Below are 18079 nucleotides of genomic sequence, written 5' to 3'. Positions count from 1 at the left end.
GATATAATCTTGACCATTAGGTCAGAATAACAATACGGTTCCGATATGGAATGACAACCCGCTTTCGAACACGCAATACCAGATCAGAAGGAAGACGATCATGCTTCATGTAAAAGGCGGCACGATTGTCACAGCCGAACGAACGTTCAGGGCCGATATCCTGTGTGACGACAATGGGCGTATCGCCACCATCGCACCGGAAATCGATACGCCCACCGGTTGTGAAATCGTGGATGCCCATGGCCTGCTGGTGATGCCGGGCGGCATTGATCCGCACACCCACATGGAAATGCCCTTTATGGGATCAATCGCCAGTGATGATTTCTACACCGGAACGGCTGCCGGGCTGGCAGGTGGTACGACCAGTATCATTGACTTTGTCATTCCCGATTCCGGCAGTTCATTGCTGGAAGCATGGAAAGCATGGCGAATAAAGGCCGAAAAAGCGGCTGCCGACTATTCATTCCACGTGGCGGTCACCCATTGGGATGATCAGGTCCATCAGGACATGGCCACGCTGGTGAATGAATGCGGGGTCAACTCCTTCAAGCACTTCATGGCCTATAAAAATGCCCTGATGGTGGATGATGATGTACTGCTGCATTCCATCCGCCGTGCGGGAGAACTGGGTGCGCTATGCACCGTCCATGCGGAAAATGGCGATGCTGTAGCCTACATGCAGGCCAGGCTGCTGGCTGAAGGCCGTACCGGTCCCGATGCCCATCCCGCCTCCCGCCCCCCAACGGTGGAAGGCGAAGCCGCCCAGCGTGTCATTGCCCTGGCGGGACTTCTGGATGCGCCAGTCTATATCGTCCATGTCTCCACTGCCGAGGCTGCGCACGCCATTGCCGATGCCCGCATGCGTGGCCAGCGCGTATATGGCGAAGTGCTGCCGCAACATCTGGTATTTGATGAAAGCGTCTACTCCAGCCCTGACTGGCTGACCGCCGCGCGCTATGTCATGAGTCCGCCCTTTCGCCCCAGACACCATCAGCATGCGCTATGGGCGGGCCTGACATCGGGACAGCTACAGACCACGGCGACCGATCACTGCTGTTTCTGCGCGGGGCAGAAGGAAAACGGCCGCACCAATTTTACCCACATTCCCAACGGCACCCCCGGCATTGAAGACCGGATGAGTATTCTCTGGCATCATGGTGTCACCACTGGACGACTCAGCCCGCAGGAATTCGTCGCCATTACATCCACCAACACGGCACGTATCTTCAATATGCTGCCGCGCAAGGGCTGTATTGTCGAGGGAGCGGATGCTGACCTGGTACTATGGGATGCACAGGGTACGCGCACCATCTCTGCGCGCACCCACCACCAGAACGTGGATTACAATATTTACGAGGGCATGACCGTAACCGGCGTCGCCCGTCGTACCATCAGCGCGGGGCGCGTTGTATGGGATGAGGGTGATCTCCGGGCCACGCGCGGCGCGGGCCGTTATATTGAACGCCCTGCCCTGCCGCGCCGCTAACCTTCCGACCGGGTGGCAGGCAGGATGCCGCCACCCGTATCATGCCCTAGAACCGGGCAAGGCGTTCGATCAGCAGGTCGTAGACACCGTCCACATCCACCTCACGCATGAACAGCGCATTTCTGTTCGCACTGCTTATGCCCCACCAGTCCACCACACTCATGCCCATTGTCAGCGGACTGCCCGTTTCAATCTGTACGTTAACCTGCCGCCCGCGATACAGGTCCGGTTTCAGCAGCCATATAACCGTGTTGGGATCATGCAGGGGGCCGCCATCCGTACCGTATTTCGTCGCCTCGAAGCGCTTTTCAAATCGCAGCCATGCCGCAACGACCGGGCCGATCCGGTTTGGTATGGCCGCGATGCGGGCCAGTCGGGCGGCGCTGGTATGCAACTGATGCGTCACATCCAGCGGAAACACCACCAGCGGCACGCCCGACGCAAACACCATTTCCGCCGCGTGGGGATCAACATAGACATTGAATTCAGCCGCAGCTGTAATATTACCCACTTCAGAAAAGGCGCAGCCCATCATCACGATCTGCCCGATCCGCTCACGCAGGCGGGGTTCACGCCCCAGTGCAAGGGCAATATTCGTCAGGGGACCGATGGTACACAGTGTCACGGTGCCCGGCGGGTTCTCCATGACCGACCGGATAATGAAATCCACCGCATGTCCTGGCGTAGGCGGACGACTGGGTAGCGGAAGGTCTACCCCTTCAAAACCCGTGCGGCCATGCACATGGGTCGCGGTTACGCCAGGACGCAGCAACGGACGGTCAGCCCCTGCGTGGACCGGTATGTCGGGCCGTCCGGCAAGATCAAGGGTCTTGAGCGCGTTTTCCGTCGTCCGGGTCAGGGGCACATTGCCCGCTACCGTGGTGATACCCAGCAGATCAATCTCGGGACTGGCAAGGGCGAGAAGAATGGTAAGGGCATCGTCCTGTCCAGGATCAGTATCAATAATAATCTTCATGCATACTCCATGGAGGCAACTCCGGCCCATACACGGGGCGTCCCGATAACGGGATCAGGCACGTAACAATAATACGGGACGGGCAGAGGACAATTTCGTACTTTTTTCTTTAGAACGAACGGACAGGAACTTACATGACCATGCCTACGCAAATGACGCGCTCACATCGTATCTATCTGGCGGGTGACACGGTTTTTCGCCCTGATGCGCAGGATCTGTTCCGCGCGATGAAGGCGATATGTGCAGATGCCGGTCTTGAGGGCGTCTGCCCGTTTGATGGACAGGCGGACATAGATGCGCTGGCACCGGGTGCGCAGACCAGCCTGCTGATCGCCCGCCTTGACCGTGACCTGATGGATGGGTGCGATGCGGGTGTCTTCTGTCTCGACCCCTTTCGCCGGAGCGCCGACATGGACCCCGGTACCGCCGTCGAGATCGGTTACATGGCGGCACAGGGCAAGAAGTTGGCAGGTTATACTGTGGATGGCCGTTCCTATCCGCAAAAAGTCGCAGCTTATCGCGCCGCCGCATGGGGCGACACGCTGCGCACGCGTAATGGCCGCGGTGGAAGCGGCGGCATGGAAGATGCCGATGGCCTTATCGTGCATTCCGAAGGCATGGTTCAGAACGCCATGACCGAAGGCTTCATTCGTCTGTCAGGGGGAAACGTGGCAGTCGATCCCGACCTGCTGACAGCTTTCGGCAAAGCGATCGAAAACCTGCGCCTGACCCTGCACGGATAGGCACAGGCACTAGTACAAACAGTCCGCACCTTCACGCACATGACCGGACAGTTCCGGATTTTCGCGCAGGAAATCCGGAAAATCTGCCTGTTATTCAGGCTTTCGCCCCCGGCAACGGCAACTCACCCGTCAGAAACTGGGCGCGTCCAAGGCCGAAACTCCAGTGTTCATCCTGATTTTCAACAACCGATACCATAAGGTCGGATGGCAGCAGCCCAACACGGGCATGCAGGGTTTCCGCCAGCAACCTGTAAAAAGCCGCGATCTGCTCCTTACCACGTGGGCGCGAGACAACCTGCAGCAGCACTACCCTGGACGTACGGGGAATGTCCAGCCCCGTATCCTCAAGAATCATATGGGTCGGTTCATGTTCCGATACGAGCTGGTAGCGGTCCCGTGCAGGCACCTTGAAGGCTTCGAGCATGGCATCATGCGCGGCATCAAGCAGCGCACGCAGTTCGGCGGGGGAACGTTCGCCCTTCATGACATGAAAATGCATTAACGGCATGGTAGTCTCCTTGTCCTTGATTACGGTTTCTGTCTCAGCAGCACACTTCGATAATCAGCCTGCGCAGCGTACTGACCATGTCACGCAGTTCCTGCGCCGTGGAAATGAACGGAGGCCCGAAGGACACCGTATCCCCCGTACAGCGCAGCAGCAGGCCGCCGCGCAGCCCGGCCTCGAACAACGCCGCCCCCCGCGCTCCCGGTTTGTCCGCCGCGGGTTTGAGGTCGATGGCCGCCGTCAGACCGATATTACGGATATCGGCAATGACATCCATATCCTTCAGGCCGTGAATGGCTTCTTCCAGAACGGGCTCGAGTTCCCGCACCCGGGCCACCAGCCCTTCCTCGCGCATCACATCCAGCACGACATGCCCTACCGCCGCTGCCATCGGATGTCCGGAATAGGTATAGCCGTGACAGAATTCGATGGCGTTTTCCGGCCCGGTCATGAAGGTGTTGTAAATCTCATCAGTCACGATCACGCCACCCATCGGCACGATGCCATTGGTGACGGCCTTGGCGAAGGTAATGATATCGGGTGTGACGCCAAAACGCTGGGCACCAAAATTCTCGCCCATGCGGCCAAAGCCGGTAATGACCTCATCAAAGATCAACAGGATGCCGTTGGCGGTGCAGATCTCTCGCAGGCGCTGCAGATAGCCGACAGGCGGCACGATCACGCCGGTTGAACCCTGTACGGGCTCCACGATCACGGCTGCAATGGTCGAGGCGTCATGCAGCGTAACCAGCCGGACCAGGTCTTCCGCCCGGTGTTTGCCCCATGTGGGCTGCCCCCGGGTAAAGGCCATGTGTTCGGGTTCGTAGGTATGACGCAGATGATCCACACCTGACATCATGCCGGCTGCGAACATCTTGCGGTTAGACACGATGCCCCCAACCGACATGCCGCCAAAACCTACGCCATGATAACCGCGCTCACGCCCGATCATGCGGAAGCGGTTACCCGCGCCCTTGATGCGATGGTAGCCCAGCGCCACCTTCAGCGCCGTATCAACCGCTTCCGATCCCGAATTGGCGAAGAAAACGTGATTCATGCCCTCAGGCGCCATATCGGCAATACGCTCGGCCAGGGAAATGGCGCCGGGGTGGGTCAACTGGAAAGATGGGGCAAAGTCGAGCGTTTCCGCCTGCCTGCGCACCGCCTCCACAATACGGGGATGGGCATGGCCCAGTGGCGTACACCACAGACCGGACAGGGTATCGAACAGCCTTACACCCTCACTACTGGTGTAATAGGCCCCCTGTGCGCTGACCATGGTGCGCGGTTCCATATTGGCACGCAACATGCGGTTGGCTGTAAAAGGCTGCCAGTAAGTTCCCTCGCGCTCGTTGCGAAGAAGGGCAGTCTGTCCTGAATCCAGAGCCATGATGCAATCCTGTCCATACGGGCATACGCCGTCGGTCCCATGCCGGGGCGGTTCATTTCAGGATCGTAATACTGGTCTCGTTGTGTGTATATGTACAACCAGCCTATTTTATCTGAAACTGTACTGACCTGAAGTATCTGCCCATGGCCCATCTTCCTCCTGTCCAGACAGACCGCGCCAGTCCGATCCCGCTTGTAGGGCAGATCGGCGAAGACATTGCCCAGCGCATACGTACTGGCGTAATCCGACGGGGCGAACGCCTGCCTTCCATCCGCCGCATGGCACAGGACTGCGGTGTCAGCACACTGACCATCGCCAATACCTACTTACGGCTTGCGGCGGCAGGACTGGTGGAAAGCCGGGGTACGCGCGGTTATTTTGTAACCACGCCCCCACGCACTGCCCCCCTTATCCAGCGTTCCATAGATTCGATGTGGCTGCTTCAGCACGCCTATGAGGACGAAGCTCCGGTCATAAAGGCAGGATGCGGCTGGTTACCACCAGACATGCTGTTTGCATCCGCCACACGGCGCGCCCTTGCCGCCATACCGGCCGCACGCCTGACCGCCATGCTGGAATATGGCAACCCTTACGGCCATGCCGGACTTCGCCACAACATACGACAGATGCTGGCCCGTCGGGATGTTGCATGCGAGGACAGCAACATCATCATGACCCATGGCGCAAGCCAGGCGCTGGAACTGGCCGTGCGCTGCCTGTCCACACGCGGTGACACGATACTGGTGGAAGATCCGGGATACTGCAATCTCTACCCGGCGCTGCAGGCGCTGGGGCTACAGATTGCCAGCGTTCCGCGCCTGCCCGATGGTCCCTGCCCGCATGAACTCGAGCGCATGCTGCGCCAGCACCGCCCGCGCCTGTTCATTACCACCTCCATCCTGCACAATCCGACCGGCACATGCAGTACAACCCAGAACATGCGCCAGATCCTGCGCATCGCACGCCAGCATGACCTCACCATCATTGAAGACGACATCTTTCTGGACCTTGCTCCGCAGGGACAGCAGACCCTGTCACAACTGGGCGGACTGGAGCAGGTCATTCATATCGGCAGTTTCTCCAAAACCATCGGGCCGGGACTGCGGGTGGGTTACGTAGCCTGTGCGGCACCCACAGCCCAGCGTATCCTGCGCCAGAAAATGGCCAGTAACCTGACCACTGCCCCCCTGAATGAAGAAATCGTACACACCATTGTCAGCAGCGGATTGTACCGCCCGCATCTCGCCAACCTGCGAGAAAACCTGACACGCGCGCAGACACAGGTATGTGCACGTCTGGAACAGGCGGGCATGCGCCTTTATTTTCATCCATTGGGTGGCATGTTCGCATGGGCGCGCTTTGGACATGACATGGATGTGCGCGCCCTGGCGGAGCGGGCGTGCCAACATGACATCATGCTGGCACCGGGCCACCTGTTCCGGCCGGATAGCCAGCCCTCGCAATGGTTCCGGTTCAATGTTGCCCACGCCGATGACAGACGCCTGTTCGCCTTCATAAAAAACACCGCACGGAGAATGGAATAGATTGACGTGAAATGCCCGGCTTGAGAAGTTGGAGTTCACGTCGTCTGTTCCCTTTTTTACGGTAATGCTGGCCTGCTCATGTCTCTTCCCACATCGACCCGTTCAACACGCGGCAAACGCACCAGTGTACCCCGGCAGAACAATACCCGCCAGATTCTGGACGCGGCGGAAAAGGTTTTCGCGGCTCACGGCCTGTCTGGCACCCGGGTCAGCGACATTGCCGAAGCCAGCAACCTGCCCAAGGCCAATATTCATTATTATTTCCGCACGAAAGAGGATCTGTACAGAGCAACCCTGCAACAGTTGCTCGAAGACTGGCTGAATGATGCAAACTGCTGGCTTTCGACCCACTGGACACCACAGGAAGGGCTGTCGGGCTTCATTCGCGCCAAGATGGAATTCTCACGCCTTCGGCCCGAAGGCTCGCGCCTTTTCGCGCATGAATTACTGGCGGGTGGTTCCTATGTACACGATTTCCTGGTGGATACCCTGCGCAAGCATGTGGAGACACGCATCGCCGTGTTCGAACAGTGGCATAAACAGGGATTGATCGGGACGGTCGACCCGGTTCATTTCCTGTTCTGTCTATGGGCGATGACACAGGCCTATGCCGACATGCAGACACAGATGGCCGCCGTGCTGGGAAAACCCCGGTTGGATACCCAGGATTTCGAGGCAGGCACCCACACCATCATGCAACTGGCATCGTCGATTTGTCAGGTCGCACCACCTGACGGTAAAGGATCAGATACTCCGCCGCCACGTACAAGAGCCCGAAAAACCACGCGAGGCAGCGCACCGGCACAACTGGACTTGTAACGGTTTTGTGCCGGTCAGGAAGTGATTATGCTCCCCCTTGCTTCGAAAGCGAGGGGCTGAACCTATCAGGCTGTCGGGTTGAGCTCTGCCGTAGTGATGAGTGACGGAGGCGATGGCGTTTATGCGGCCTTCAGTCGCGTGATCCTGCGGCAGAGCCCAACCCGACAGCCTGCTTAGTGAAAACCAACACCCATGACCGTCGTTTGGATCCGTTATTCATGGAATTCAGGCGAAAAGGATGATGCCTTCTTTCTGCTCTGAACGGGATGTCGATCCTGTCAAAAGCCCTTGCGAGAGGGGTTCGTCCCCTATAATCGGAAGGGATCGCAGACAGGAGGTCGAATGGCGGATCAGGACAGAAGGAGGAAATTTGCAGGTCGGCCCGACAATCGCATGTCGGAAGAACTGGATGCCCTCATCCTGAAAACCGCCACCCGACTGTTTGGAGAACAGGGTTACGCGGCCACATCGGTCGAACAGATCGCGGCCGTGGCCAAGGTCGGCAAGCAGACCATCTATCGGCGACATCCTTCTAAGGAAAATCTTTTCAAGACAGTCATTTCCGAACTGGGAAACAGTTTTCTGCTTGCCGCCTCCCCGTCAGATGAAATGGTTTCCAGCGATCCGCTACAGGCGCTGTACAAAACCATGCGGATGCTGCTTGACCTGGTCCTCAGCCCTGAAACGCTCTCACTGAGCCGCACCTTCATCGCGGAAGGATGGCGTTTTCCGGATCTGGTGAACCATGCCGGTGCCCATATCTTTGATCCACTTGAAAAGCTGACCTGCAAGCTCCTGACCGCTGTCTCCAGGGCGGGCCTTCTGAAGGCGGATTGTGACCTTGAAGAAACCAGCCAGATGCTTGCCACGCTCTGCCTTGGCGGTCCCCACCAGCAGATGCTGTTCGGGCGCAGGATCCTGACGACGGCAGAGGAGCGGGATAATTATCTCAACCTGGCCTGGCATGCATTCATGACGGGCATACTGGCGGCCCCCGCTTCCGGCCCGCGCGACAGACGGAGCCAGTAAAAGAAGGGGCTGGTTTTTCCCGGCACGTATCCGTAGCCGGGCCGCCTGATCTATTACAGGTTGGCGGGCAGGCTCCTACCCGCTGTTATTTCTGTTTCCTGTCCTGCGGGGCCCTGGTATCAAATCCACCCCCTATTGCCCTGTACATGTCAACCGACGCATCAAGGCTGGACAGGAGTGCTGTCGTATGCGCCAGTTCCGCCTGCTGCGCGAGTACCTGTGCAGAAAGCACATCCAGCCTGCTGGAATAGCCGTGTTCCAGCCGCAACTGTGTCAGTTCAACGGTTTTTTCGGCGGCTGTTTCCTTGTCGCCATCGCCCTGTTCGCGCTCATGGGCATTGTTCTGTTCCAGCAGGGCGTCATGCACCTCCCTGAAGGCGGTGCGGATGCTCTGCTTATACAGGATGACCTGCTCATTCTTCTCGGCTTTTGCCAGTTTGACGCCACTGGACGTGCGGCCAAAATCCATCACAGGCGCCGCCATGGAGGCCGCCAGCGTCCATGACCGCGTGGTGGCGCGATACAGGTTGTCGATGTCGATGTTGTTCACCCCCGCCAGACTGGCCAGCGAGATGGTGGGGAAATAGGCCGCGCGCGCAAAGCCGATATTGAAGTTGCTGGCGATCAGCGTCTGTTCATGCATGGCGATGTCCGGCCTGCGTTCGAGCAGGGTGGATGGGATTTCCGGCGGTGTGGGGATGGGGATTGCCAACGCGTCTATATCCCTGCCCCGCTCCATTATCTGCCCGATGATCTGCTGGGGCGAGCGGCCCAGCATGACGGCCAGGGCGCTTTCCGCCTTGCCACGCTGGTCTTCCACATCCGGCAGGGCGGCCTGTGCGGCGTCACGCTGCTCGGTTACATTCTGCACCACCAGCGCATCCACCGCGCCCACTTCATGCTGGCGCTGCACAAGCGCCAGGAGCGCCGTCTGGGTCTCGATGGTCTGTTGCAGGATCTCGCGTTGCCGATCCAGCGCGCGCAGGCTGAAATACAGCTTTACGGTAGCTGCGGCGATGGACAGTCGGGCCGCCGCGTGACCATAACCTGCCGCCTTCACCCCCGCCTTTGCCGCCTTGCTCAGGCTGGCATTTTTGCCCCAGAAATCCGCTTCATAATTCAGCATGCCGCCGACGAAGCCAAGATTGCTCATCTTGTGCGCGACAGGCAGGTCATCGTGCAGGTGCAGGCGGCCATAGGCATCTGACCCTGCAACCGAAATGGAGGGCAACTGGTTGGCGAAGGCATATTTATACTGTGCCCGCGCCTGCTGAAGTTTCGCACCCGCCAGCGCAAGGTCGTCATTGTTCTTCAGCGCTTCCGCCACCAGCGCGTCCAGAACCGGGTCACCATAGCTGCGCCACCATTCGCCGCCATCAGGTACGGTAGCAGTCTGCTGCGTCCCCCATTTATCGGGCATGGGCATCTGCGGTCGGTAATAGGTCGGCGCCAGCCACGCGCAGCCTGCCAGCAGCACGGGGAGCAGAAGGATCGGGGTGCATTTCATCGGGCGGTTCCCTCAACCTGCGGCGATGGCGTTTCCTTTACCCTGAACCACAGCACATACAGCGAAGGCAGGAAAATCAGCGTCAGCACCGTGGCGACGGCAAGGCCGCCCATGATGACATCGGCCATCGGCCCCCAGAACACGCTGGACGCAATGGGCAGCATGCCAAGGATGGCCGCCACAGCAGTCAGCATGATGGGGCGGAAGCGTATCCTGGCGGCATTCATCACCGCATCCCATTCGGACTGCCCCAGATCCTTCTCGATCTGGATCTGGTGCACCAGAATGACCGAATTACGGATGATCATGCCAATCAGCGCCACCAGCCCCAGCATGGCAATGAACCCTATCGGGTTCTGGGTCAGGAACAGGGCACCCACCACCCCGATCAGGCCGAAGGGGGCAACACTGATGACCAGCGCAAGACGCCTGAAGTCCTGCAACTGGATCATCAGCACGCCCAGCATGACCAGGACCATGAGTGGCACGACGGCAATGACGGATTTCTGTGATCTGGCGCTTTCCTCCACCGTGCCGCCCACCGCGACATGGTAGCCCGATGGCAGGCCCGCGTTGAAGGCCGCGATTTTCGGGACCAGCGTTGCCACGGCCGTATCCGCCTGCACCCCGTCACGGAGTTGCGCCTGTATGGTCAGGGTCGGCAGCCGGTCACGGCGCCAGATCAGGGGATAGTCCTCGATGTAGGAGACGCTGGCCACGGTGGACAAGGGCACCGTCTGGTCATTGGGCAGGCGGATGTCGAGGTTGCGCAGGTCCTCGATCGACAGGCGCTGGGCATGGTTGGCGCGCAGCACGACATCGACCAGATAGATGCTGTCGCGCACCTGTGTCGCCGTCAGCCCGGTCACTGCCGAATTGATGGCCAGCGCAATCGCGCCGGATGACAGGCCCAGACGACGCGCCTCATCCTGCCGCACGTCGATCTTCAGCTTGCGCGCGGGATCACCCCAGTCGAAATTGACCATGTGCAACTGGTTGCTGTCGGCCATGATCTTCGCCACGTCATGCGCGTAATGCCAGACCCGGTCCGGGTCGCGGCCCGTGACGCGGTACTGTACCGGCCAGCCCACCGGCGGCCCGAGTTCCAGCGGGAACAGCCCATGCACCACATCGGGCATGTCGCGGCTCAATGCCACATCCAGCCGCCTGCGCAGCCGGTCACGCGCCATGGCGCTTTTTGCGACAATGACGGTCTGGGTAAAAAAGTCGTTGGGAAGCTGCTCATTAAGCGACAGGTAGAAGCGCACGGCCCCGCGCCCGATATAGGAACTCCAGTGATCGATATCGGGATCATTGCGCAGGACTGCGTCCAGACGCTGCGACACATCCGCAGTCGCCCTGATCGATGCACCCTGCCGCAGCGAAAGGTCAACCAGCAGTTCCGGCCGGTCGGATGCCGGGAAGAACTGCCGGGGCACCAAGGGGGAAAGCGCAATGGCCACGACCAGCGCCGCAAGGCTGGCCAGCACGGTCGCACGCGGCCGGCGCATGGTGAACAGCAGTGCCCGGCTGAATACGCGTAGCAGCCGCCCTTCCGGCGGGGTATGGGGCGCTGCTGCCGGACGCTGTTTGAGAATGGTCACGCCCACCAGCGGGGCCACCAGCACGGCCACGAACCATGATGCGATCAGCGCCATGCCTACCACGGCGAACAGGGAGAACGTGTATTCCCCCGCTACACTTTTCGCGAACCCGACCGGGATGAATCCCGCCACCGTCACAAGGGTTCCGGTCAGCATGGGGAACGCGGTCGAGACATAGGCATAGGTCGCAGCCCGCGTCAGGGTCCAGCCTTCCTCCAGCTTGCTGACCATGCTTTCCACCGTAATCATGGCGTCATCGACCAGCAGGCCCAGCGCAATGATCAGCGCGCCGAGCGAGACGCGCTGCAGGTCGATGCCGAACAGCTTCATGCATACGAACACCACCGCCAGCACGAAGGGTATGCAGAACGCCACCACCGTGCCCGCGCGCGCGCCAAGGCTGAGGAAACTGATGCCCAGCACGATGACGATGGCTTCAAACAGCGCCTCGGTAAAATCGCCTACGGCGTCATGCACGACCTTGGGCTGGTTGGCGACCAGATGCGCCTCGATGCCAATGGGCATGCGGGCGTGCAGTTCGGCCATTTTGGCCGTGATGTTCTTTTCCAGTTCCAGCACGTTGCCACCGCTGCGCATGGACAGAGCCAGCCCGATCGCATCATGCCCGCCGACACGGAACATGGTCTGCGGCGGATCGGAATAGGTGCGGGTGATGGTGGCAATGTCGCCCAGCCGGACCTTGCGGTTGCCCGCATAGACCGTAACGTTGGCAATATCCGCCACCGACCCGAACTGCCCGGTCGGCTGGACCTGTATCTGCTCGCGCCCGGTATCAATGACGCCGGATGGCACCGTGGCGTTCTGCGCCAGCAGGGCGGCTGCGATCGTCGCCCCGTTTATGCCCAGCCGGGCCAGGTGGTGGGTGGAGAAATCGACGTAGATCTTCTCATCCTGCGCGCCCAGCGTGTCGATCTTGGCGACATCAGGCACATGCAGCAGCTCATCGCGCACCGTCTCGACATAGTCACGCAGGTCACGATGGGAAAACCCGTCGGCGGTAAAGCCGTAGATGATGCCGTAGGTATCGCCGAACTCGTCATCGAAGAACGGGCCGACCGTGCCCTGTGGCAACTGGGCCCTGATATCACCCACCTTCTTGCGCACCTGATACCAGATATCGGGCACTTCGGCCTTGGGCGCGCCCGACAGCAGGTTGACGAAAATCGTGGTCTTGCCCGCCAGCGTATAGCTCTTGACGTAATCGAGGTCGGGCGTTTCCTGCAGCTTCTTTTCGATGCGTTCGGTTAGCTGATGGGTGGTTTCCTCCACCGACGCACCGGGCAGGAACGCCTCCACCACCATGGTCTTGACGGTAAAGGGCGGGTCTTCATTCCGGCCCAGTCTGAAGTAGGACTGGATGCCCGCAACACCGATCAGGATCATGAAGAACAGGACCAGCGCACGGTGGCGGATGGACCAGTCAGACAGGTTTATGCCCCCCGGCGCGCGTGGCTCAGGGGCGGACATCGGCTTCATCCAGCAGGCTGACCTTTTCTTGCGGATACAGCGCCTGCACGCCTGCTGTCACCACCCGCTCCCCGGCATTCAGGCCGGATGCGATCACCACGTCATCGGTGCCGTAGCGTGCGATGGTGACGGGGCGCTGGGATACGCGCAGCGTGTCAGGGGCAATGATCCATACGGCAGGTCTGCCATCCTGTGTCGTCAGGGCGGCAGGTGGCAGATGAACGGTTGGCGCTGATGGTACGGACAGATGCCCCGTCACCACCGCCCCCAACGGCATCATGTCCCGCGTGGCATGCAGCAGCGCTTTTGTATGATAGGTGCGGGTCAGTGGATCGGTATCGGGTGCAATTTCGTAGATCGCGGCGGGCGCGCAGACCACGGGTGCCGCGTCCAGACATACCTTCATCGTCATGCCCACGGTCAGACGGGACTGCGCGAGGGCCTCGGGCATGTCGAACTGTGCGTCCAGCCCGTCATTGGCCGCCATGCGCAGCACCGGCTGGCCCGCAGCGACCACCTCCCCCGCTTCTACCAGCCGGTCGGTCACGATGCCGTCCTCAGCAGTTACAAGGCGGGTATAGCCAAGCTGTTCCTGCGCCACACGTACCTGTGCCTGCGTGGCCTGCACCTGATCCTGCGCGGTTTTGTATCGACGAACCGCATCATCATAATCATTGCGCGAAATGGCCTGCACCGGCAGCAGGGCTGCAGCGCGCTGTTTCAGGGGAGCTGCCTGTTCCAGCGCCGTCCGTGCCGTAGCATTTTCGGCCAGCGCGGTGCGCAACGTCTGCTGTGGCACTGCATCATCCAGCCGTGCCAGCAAATCCCCCGCATGCACGACGCTGCCTGCCAACACCGTGCGTTCCACGACCTTGCCGGGCAGACGGAAAGCAAGATTGATGGAGCGGTGGGCCGCGACCTGTCCTGTTACAACCTCCCCATTTGCATCGGGCGCAGGTTCGACAATGACGGAGCGGACAGGCCGGACTTCCTCCACTGCTGCCTTTTTATGGCAGGCGGAGAGCAACAGCAGCAGGCAGAGCAGGATCAGGCCCGAAGCGCTACCTGTTTTTTTTACGGCGGGCGTGGAGCGCTGGCCCGAGGGAGCGCTGTCTTTACCGTGCGGGACCGGATGAAAAATGGTGGTCAGGAAGGATGGCGGCTGCACATAGCCCACGCCCTCACTGCCAGTATGTCTGGTTTGCATGGATACCGACCACCCTCAGTCATTTCCGGAACCCGGCGGCAGAACGCAGCCGTTATGGCCCACATAGACGAGACCGTATCGTATTGCAACGACGTTCAGGCACCATCCCCGGCGGCAGGTGTGCTGATAACAGGAACAGACAATGATCTCTTACATTGCACGACAATAGCGTCTGGCTGGCGTCCAACCGGGCCGTTTCCCCGGAAAGCTTATGGGAGTTATCGGAACAATGACCGTCCACAAACCCGGTCTCGTCGATGATGATGTGGTTGCGGATGAAGGATATGGACAACAGTCTTAAAGCGTTTCCTGAAAGCCAGATCAGCGCGCTTGAACAACGAATTGAAGACGTCATCGCAGAGGCAGCAGAACTCTATGCCAAAGCATGGCTTGTCCGTTCCATCCCTGCTATCGGCCCGGTATCAGTCGCCATGTTTCGCGCAGAAAAGCCAGAACTCAGCAGTATGACAGCGGCCGAAGCTGCGGCCATGACCGGACCTGCGCCAATGTCTCACGATAGCGGCGCGATACGTGGGGAACATATCATTTCATGGGGCGAAGTTCTCTCCGGCATGTGCTGTTTCAGGCTGGATCGGCGGCATGCCATAATCCGGTTTTGAAAACTGCGGCAAAGCCAACCGTAGCGCCACCGGCAGAATATCAGCCTGATCGGCAAAATCGGTGATGAAGCACATCAGGGAGGAAGAACCACTGTGCTACGTCAGGACATAACCACCAGAAAACTGAGTGCGCGCATGCTATGCACAGATGCTATCGGCAGTAGCGTCACTGCGGATATGGTCTGTATGTGCCGCCATTACGATAACATCCGTCCCTGTGTCATAAAAACAACGGTATGTTCCCGCATCTTATATCAATATCTGAAAACAGGACGAATCTCGTTAATTCATATCTATATCGTTTCAATAATTCCCTTATATATTAAGGGAATTATGAAGATATGCTTCATATATGGATGATACCGCATTCTGAATTCATCATACGTGGACAGTCTATATCCATCATGAAACGCCCGTTTTTAGAAACATAGACCCCCTATACGCAAATGTATTATCAAGGTAATTAAATTTCATAAACAAATGAAACCACTATTATTTTTTACATAAACCATGAATAATTTGAAATATTATCGATAGTTATTTATAAAATCAGTGCAATAAATATCAACAGGCCACGTAAAAATAACATAACAAGTACTAATTTATTTTCACAGATTCCTAATATACAAATTTAATAATACTGAAATCATAGTTTCATAAAAACATCACGAGACACCATGAAACCCCAAACATAGGGTGTGCCGCGTCATTCAACCACCACCAATCGGGGCCTTGTCATGAGGGATCACGCTGCATGAAAAAGAACACGTTTCTTCTTCTCACAACATGCATGAGTTCTTTGTTCTTCCATAACGCCCATGCAGCCGACGCGGCACAGAAGCAGCCCGCAACCAAGCAGACGGACCATCGTGGCAAAATCTCCGCGGGCAAGATCACGACAAATGCCAGCGCGGATTCCGTTACCGCCACCAAGGCGGAATCAATCATCGTCATGGGCGCGGGTGCCGCGCGTGAAACACAGTCGCTGTCCCACCGCGCGCTGCAGGAAGTTGCGCCTGGCACCAGTCCGCTCAAGACCCTGTCCAAGCTGCCTGGCGTCATGTTTACCTCTTCCGATCCACTGGGATCTTACGAATGGTCGCAGCAGATCATCATCCGCGGGTTTGACCAAAGCCGCCTTGGCTTTACCATGGATGGCATCCCGCTGGGCAACCTTGCCTATGGTAATGATAACGGCCTTTCCATTGGTCGTGCGTTGCAGACCGAAAACAACGGCCCCGCCAGCCTGGCGCAGGGCGCGGGTTCGGTCGGTGTCGCGGCATCCAATGACCTTGGTGGCGCACTGGAATTCACATCCATCGACCCAAGCAAGAAATTTGGCGTCGATGTCGCAGGTACTGTCGGATCATATGGCACGTGGCGCACTTTCGGGCGCATCAATTCCGGCACCCTGCCCGGTGGCGGGCGGCTGTATGTTTCCTATGACTATCAGGATGCCAACAAGTGGAAGGGCGATGGCATCCAGCAGCAGCAGCAGGCCAATGCCAAGTTCATCCAGCCGCTGGGTGACAAGGTCAAGCTGACCCTGTTCGGTGATTACAGCCAGCGCGCAGAAAATGATTATCAGGATCTCTCGCTGCAGATGATCCAGACCAAGGGCTATAACGTCGATAACATTACCAACAACTATGGCCTGGCCAAGCAGATCGCGACGGCTTACCAGACTGGCAAACCCTTCCCCGCGGGCATCGCCAATCAGGACCAGTCCTATTACAACTCAGCCGGCCTCCGTCAGGACGTGCTGGGATATGGCAAGTTCGATTTCCATCTGACTGACCACCTCAAGGGCTTCGCCACTGTTTACGGCCATACCAATACGGGTGAAGGCATTTACGCCACGCCGTATACGGCAACGCCTGCATCCCTTGGCGGCTCTCCACTCTCCGTCCGTACCACGGAATATGACATCCATCGTGAAGGTTTTATAGGCAGCCTGTCCTACGAGCTCGGTCACCATACGATCGAAGGCGGCTTCTGGTTTGAAAACAACGATTTTGAGCAGGCACGTCGCTTCTATCCGCTCAGCGCGGACAAATATACCGGCAGCTCCGTCCACTGGTTCCGCAACAACCCGTTCGAAACCCAATGGCAGAGCGCCTTCAACACCAAGACCTACCAGTTCCATATTCAGGATACATGGCAGATCACCCCGGCCCTGAAACTGAATTACGGTTTCAAGTCGCTGGTTGTTGATAATCGGGGCCGCCAGCTCGAAGGCAACTACATGGGTACACCGGTGGCCAATACATATGCATCGGGTTCCATTACTTCGGCCAACGGCTTCCTGCCGCAGCTTGGCGCCAATTACCGCATCAACCGCCATAATGAAATATTTGCCGACTTTGCCCGGAACATGGCCGCCTTTGACAACTCGACCACGGGTGCCACCAGCCCGTTTGCAATGACATCCGCCGCCTACGCCGCATCCAAGAAAACGCTGCACCCGGAAATGTCCTACAGCGAGGAAATCGGCTACCGCTTCCACAACCGGCGCATTCAGGCGTCCATTACCGGTTACTATATCGAATTCGAGGACCGTCTGGCATCCATCTCACCCGTATCCAGCGGCACGAACGTTCAGGGCTATGCCAGCATCCTGACCAATGTCGGCGGCGTGACCGCGCGTGGTATTGATACGGCTTTCAACTATCGCTTTACGGATAACTGGTCGCTGTATGCGTCCTATGCCTACAACCAGTCCGTGTATGACGACAACCTGACGACTGGCGGCATAACCTACGCCACCCGTGGCAAGAGCGTGGTTGGCATGCCGCGTAACCTGGCCAACGTCCAGATCAGTTATGATGATGGTACGATCTGGGGTAATATCGGCATGCAGTATCAGGGCCGCCGGACCTATACCTACACCAATGACCAGTGGATCAAGCCGAACGACATCTTCAACCTGAATGTCGGCTACCGCTTCCACAGCCATAACTGGGCGCTGCATGGTCTGGATGCACAGATCAACGTGACCAACCTGTTCGACAAACGCTACGTTGCAACAGTCGGCAGCACGGGCTTTGCTGTCAGCGACCCCACGGGCAGCCTGCAGACGTTGCAGGCCGGTGCGCCGCGCATGGTGTTCTTTACCCTGCGCAAGCACTTTTTCTGATTGCGGCACGCCGGCCTTCAATCCT

The 18079-nt window shown here is 58.5% G+C and carries 13 protein-coding genes; 7 read left to right on the top strand and 6 right to left on the bottom strand.

All coding sequences use genetic code 11. The features are described from left to right. Window positions 1–100 precede the first annotated feature (100 nt). Window positions 101–1486 (top strand): dihydropyrimidinase, encoded by a 1386-nt coding sequence (gene hydA, locus KSAC_RS00590; RefSeq protein WP_118963508.1) that lies wholly within the window; start codon window positions 101–103, stop codon window positions 1484–1486. 46 nt (window positions 1487–1532) lie between these two features. Here hydA and KSAC_RS00585 read toward each other — a convergent pair whose 3' ends face one another. Further along, window positions 1533–2462 (bottom strand): nucleoside hydrolase, encoded by a 930-nt coding sequence (locus KSAC_RS00585; protein ID WP_132303544.1) that lies wholly within the window; start codon window positions 2460–2462, stop codon window positions 1533–1535. Window positions 2463–2602: 140 nt separating this feature from the next. On the opposite strand from KSAC_RS00585, the gene KSAC_RS00580 reads away from it, so the two are divergent. After that, a complete protein-coding gene (locus KSAC_RS00580; RefSeq protein ID WP_243705241.1) occupies window positions 2603–3205 on the top strand; it encodes a nucleoside 2-deoxyribosyltransferase in 603 nt (200 codons plus the stop codon). A gap of 94 nt (window positions 3206–3299) precedes the next feature. Here KSAC_RS00580 and KSAC_RS00575 read toward each other — a convergent pair whose 3' ends face one another. After that, window positions 3300–3713 carry a tautomerase family protein gene (locus tag KSAC_RS00575; RefSeq protein ID WP_102324090.1) on the bottom strand — a complete coding sequence of 138 codons (414 nt, stop codon included), beginning with the start codon at window positions 3711–3713 and terminating at the stop codon, window positions 3300–3302. A gap of 34 nt (window positions 3714–3747) precedes the next feature. Next, on the bottom strand, window positions 3748–5100 hold the full coding sequence (locus tag KSAC_RS00570; protein ID WP_132303542.1) for an aspartate aminotransferase family protein: 1353 nt from the start codon (window positions 5098–5100) through the stop codon (window positions 3748–3750). Between the two features lie 143 nt (window positions 5101–5243). Between KSAC_RS00570 and KSAC_RS00565 the strand changes: the two genes are divergently transcribed. The 3 genes from KSAC_RS00565 (at window position 5244) to KSAC_RS00555 (ending at window position 8492) form a co-directional block, all read left to right on the top strand. Continuing rightward, the gene (locus KSAC_RS00565; RefSeq protein WP_132303540.1) at window positions 5244–6644 is read left to right on the top strand and encodes an aminotransferase-like domain-containing protein; all 1401 of its coding nucleotides are present in this window, start codon (window positions 5244–5246) and stop codon (window positions 6642–6644) included. Between the two features lie 78 nt (window positions 6645–6722). After that, a complete protein-coding gene (locus tag KSAC_RS00560; RefSeq protein ID WP_132303538.1) occupies window positions 6723–7463 on the top strand; it encodes a TetR/AcrR family transcriptional regulator in 741 nt (246 codons plus the stop codon). A 393-nt stretch (window positions 7464–7856) separates the two neighbouring features. Beyond that, the gene (locus KSAC_RS00555; RefSeq protein WP_243705240.1) at window positions 7857–8492 is read left to right on the top strand and encodes a TetR/AcrR family transcriptional regulator; all 636 of its coding nucleotides are present in this window, start codon (window positions 7857–7859) and stop codon (window positions 8490–8492) included. 85 nt (window positions 8493–8577) lie between these two features. Here the strand turns inward: KSAC_RS00555 and KSAC_RS00550 are convergent, their stop codons facing one another. The 3 genes from KSAC_RS00550 to KSAC_RS00540 are packed head-to-tail and all read right to left on the bottom strand — an operon-like array spanning window position 8578 to window position 14298. Continuing rightward, the gene (locus tag KSAC_RS00550; RefSeq protein ID WP_132303532.1) at window positions 8578–9999 is read right to left on the bottom strand and encodes an efflux transporter outer membrane subunit; all 1422 of its coding nucleotides are present in this window, start codon (window positions 9997–9999) and stop codon (window positions 8578–8580) included. Further along, on the bottom strand, window positions 9996–13100 hold the full coding sequence (locus tag KSAC_RS00545) for an efflux RND transporter permease subunit (protein WP_132303530.1): 3105 nt from the start codon (window positions 13098–13100) through the stop codon (window positions 9996–9998). Before KSAC_RS00545 ends, KSAC_RS00550 begins: the two co-directional genes overlap by 4 nt. Then, entirely contained in the window at window positions 13078–14298 is a 1221-nt protein-coding gene (locus KSAC_RS00540; protein ID WP_132303528.1) for an efflux RND transporter periplasmic adaptor subunit, read from the bottom strand. Before KSAC_RS00540 ends, KSAC_RS00545 begins: the two co-directional genes overlap by 23 nt. A 275-nt stretch (window positions 14299–14573) precedes the next feature. Here KSAC_RS00540 and KSAC_RS00535 point away from each other — a divergent pair, with 275 nt between their 5' ends. Both KSAC_RS00535 and KSAC_RS00530 read left to right on the top strand, forming a co-directional pair. Beyond that, window positions 14574–14918: a transposase gene (locus tag KSAC_RS00535; protein WP_243705239.1), complete on the top strand. Its 345-nt coding sequence runs from the start codon at window positions 14574–14576 to the stop codon at window positions 14916–14918. 790 nt (window positions 14919–15708) lie between these two features. Further along, entirely contained in the window at window positions 15709–18054 is a 2346-nt protein-coding gene (locus KSAC_RS00530) for a TonB-dependent receptor (protein ID WP_408884567.1), read from the top strand. Window positions 18055–18079: the final 25 nt, after the last annotated feature.

Origin of the sequence: Komagataeibacter saccharivorans (assembly GCF_004348195.1) — a bacterium.
Taxonomy (GTDB): Bacteria; Pseudomonadota; Alphaproteobacteria; order Acetobacterales; family Acetobacteraceae; genus Komagataeibacter; species Komagataeibacter saccharivorans.
This window is presented reverse-complemented; position numbering and strand designations above follow the sequence as displayed.

What these genes read in the sequence shown, in the direction of transcription:
- KSAC_RS00570 (WP_132303542.1), bottom strand. Translation starts at nt 5,100, where the DNA reads ATGGCTCTGGATTCAGGACAGACTGCCCTTCTTCGCAACGAGCGCGAG.
- KSAC_RS00540 (WP_132303528.1), bottom strand. Translation starts at nt 14,298, where the DNA reads ATGCAAACCAGACATACTGGCAGTGAGGGCGTGGGCTATGTGCAGCCG.
- hydA (WP_118963508.1), top strand. Translation starts at nt 101, where the DNA reads ATGCTTCATGTAAAAGGCGGCACGATTGTCACAGCCGAACGAACGTTC.
- KSAC_RS00580 (WP_243705241.1), top strand. Translation starts at nt 2,603, where the DNA reads ATGCCTACGCAAATGACGCGCTCACATCGTATCTATCTGGCGGGTGAC.
- KSAC_RS00575 (WP_102324090.1), bottom strand. Translation starts at nt 3,713, where the DNA reads ATGCCGTTAATGCATTTTCATGTCATGAAGGGCGAACGTTCCCCCGCC.
- KSAC_RS00530 (WP_408884567.1), top strand. Translation starts at nt 15,709, where the DNA reads ATGAGTTCTTTGTTCTTCCATAACGCCCATGCAGCCGACGCGGCACAG.
- KSAC_RS00555 (WP_243705240.1), top strand. Translation starts at nt 7,857, where the DNA reads ATGTCGGAAGAACTGGATGCCCTCATCCTGAAAACCGCCACCCGACTG.
- KSAC_RS00585 (WP_132303544.1), bottom strand. Translation starts at nt 2,462, where the DNA reads ATGAAGATTATTATTGATACTGATCCTGGACAGGACGATGCCCTTACC.
- KSAC_RS00565 (WP_132303540.1), top strand. Translation starts at nt 5,244, where the DNA reads ATGGCCCATCTTCCTCCTGTCCAGACAGACCGCGCCAGTCCGATCCCG.
- KSAC_RS00545 (WP_132303530.1), bottom strand. Translation starts at nt 13,100, where the DNA reads ATGAAGCCGATGTCCGCCCCTGAGCCACGCGCGCCGGGGGGCATAAAC.
- KSAC_RS00550 (WP_132303532.1), bottom strand. Translation starts at nt 9,999, where the DNA reads ATGAAATGCACCCCGATCCTTCTGCTCCCCGTGCTGCTGGCAGGCTGC.
- KSAC_RS00535 (WP_243705239.1), top strand. Translation starts at nt 14,574, where the DNA reads ATGAAGGATATGGACAACAGTCTTAAAGCGTTTCCTGAAAGCCAGATC.
- KSAC_RS00560 (WP_132303538.1), top strand. Translation starts at nt 6,723, where the DNA reads ATGTCTCTTCCCACATCGACCCGTTCAACACGCGGCAAACGCACCAGT.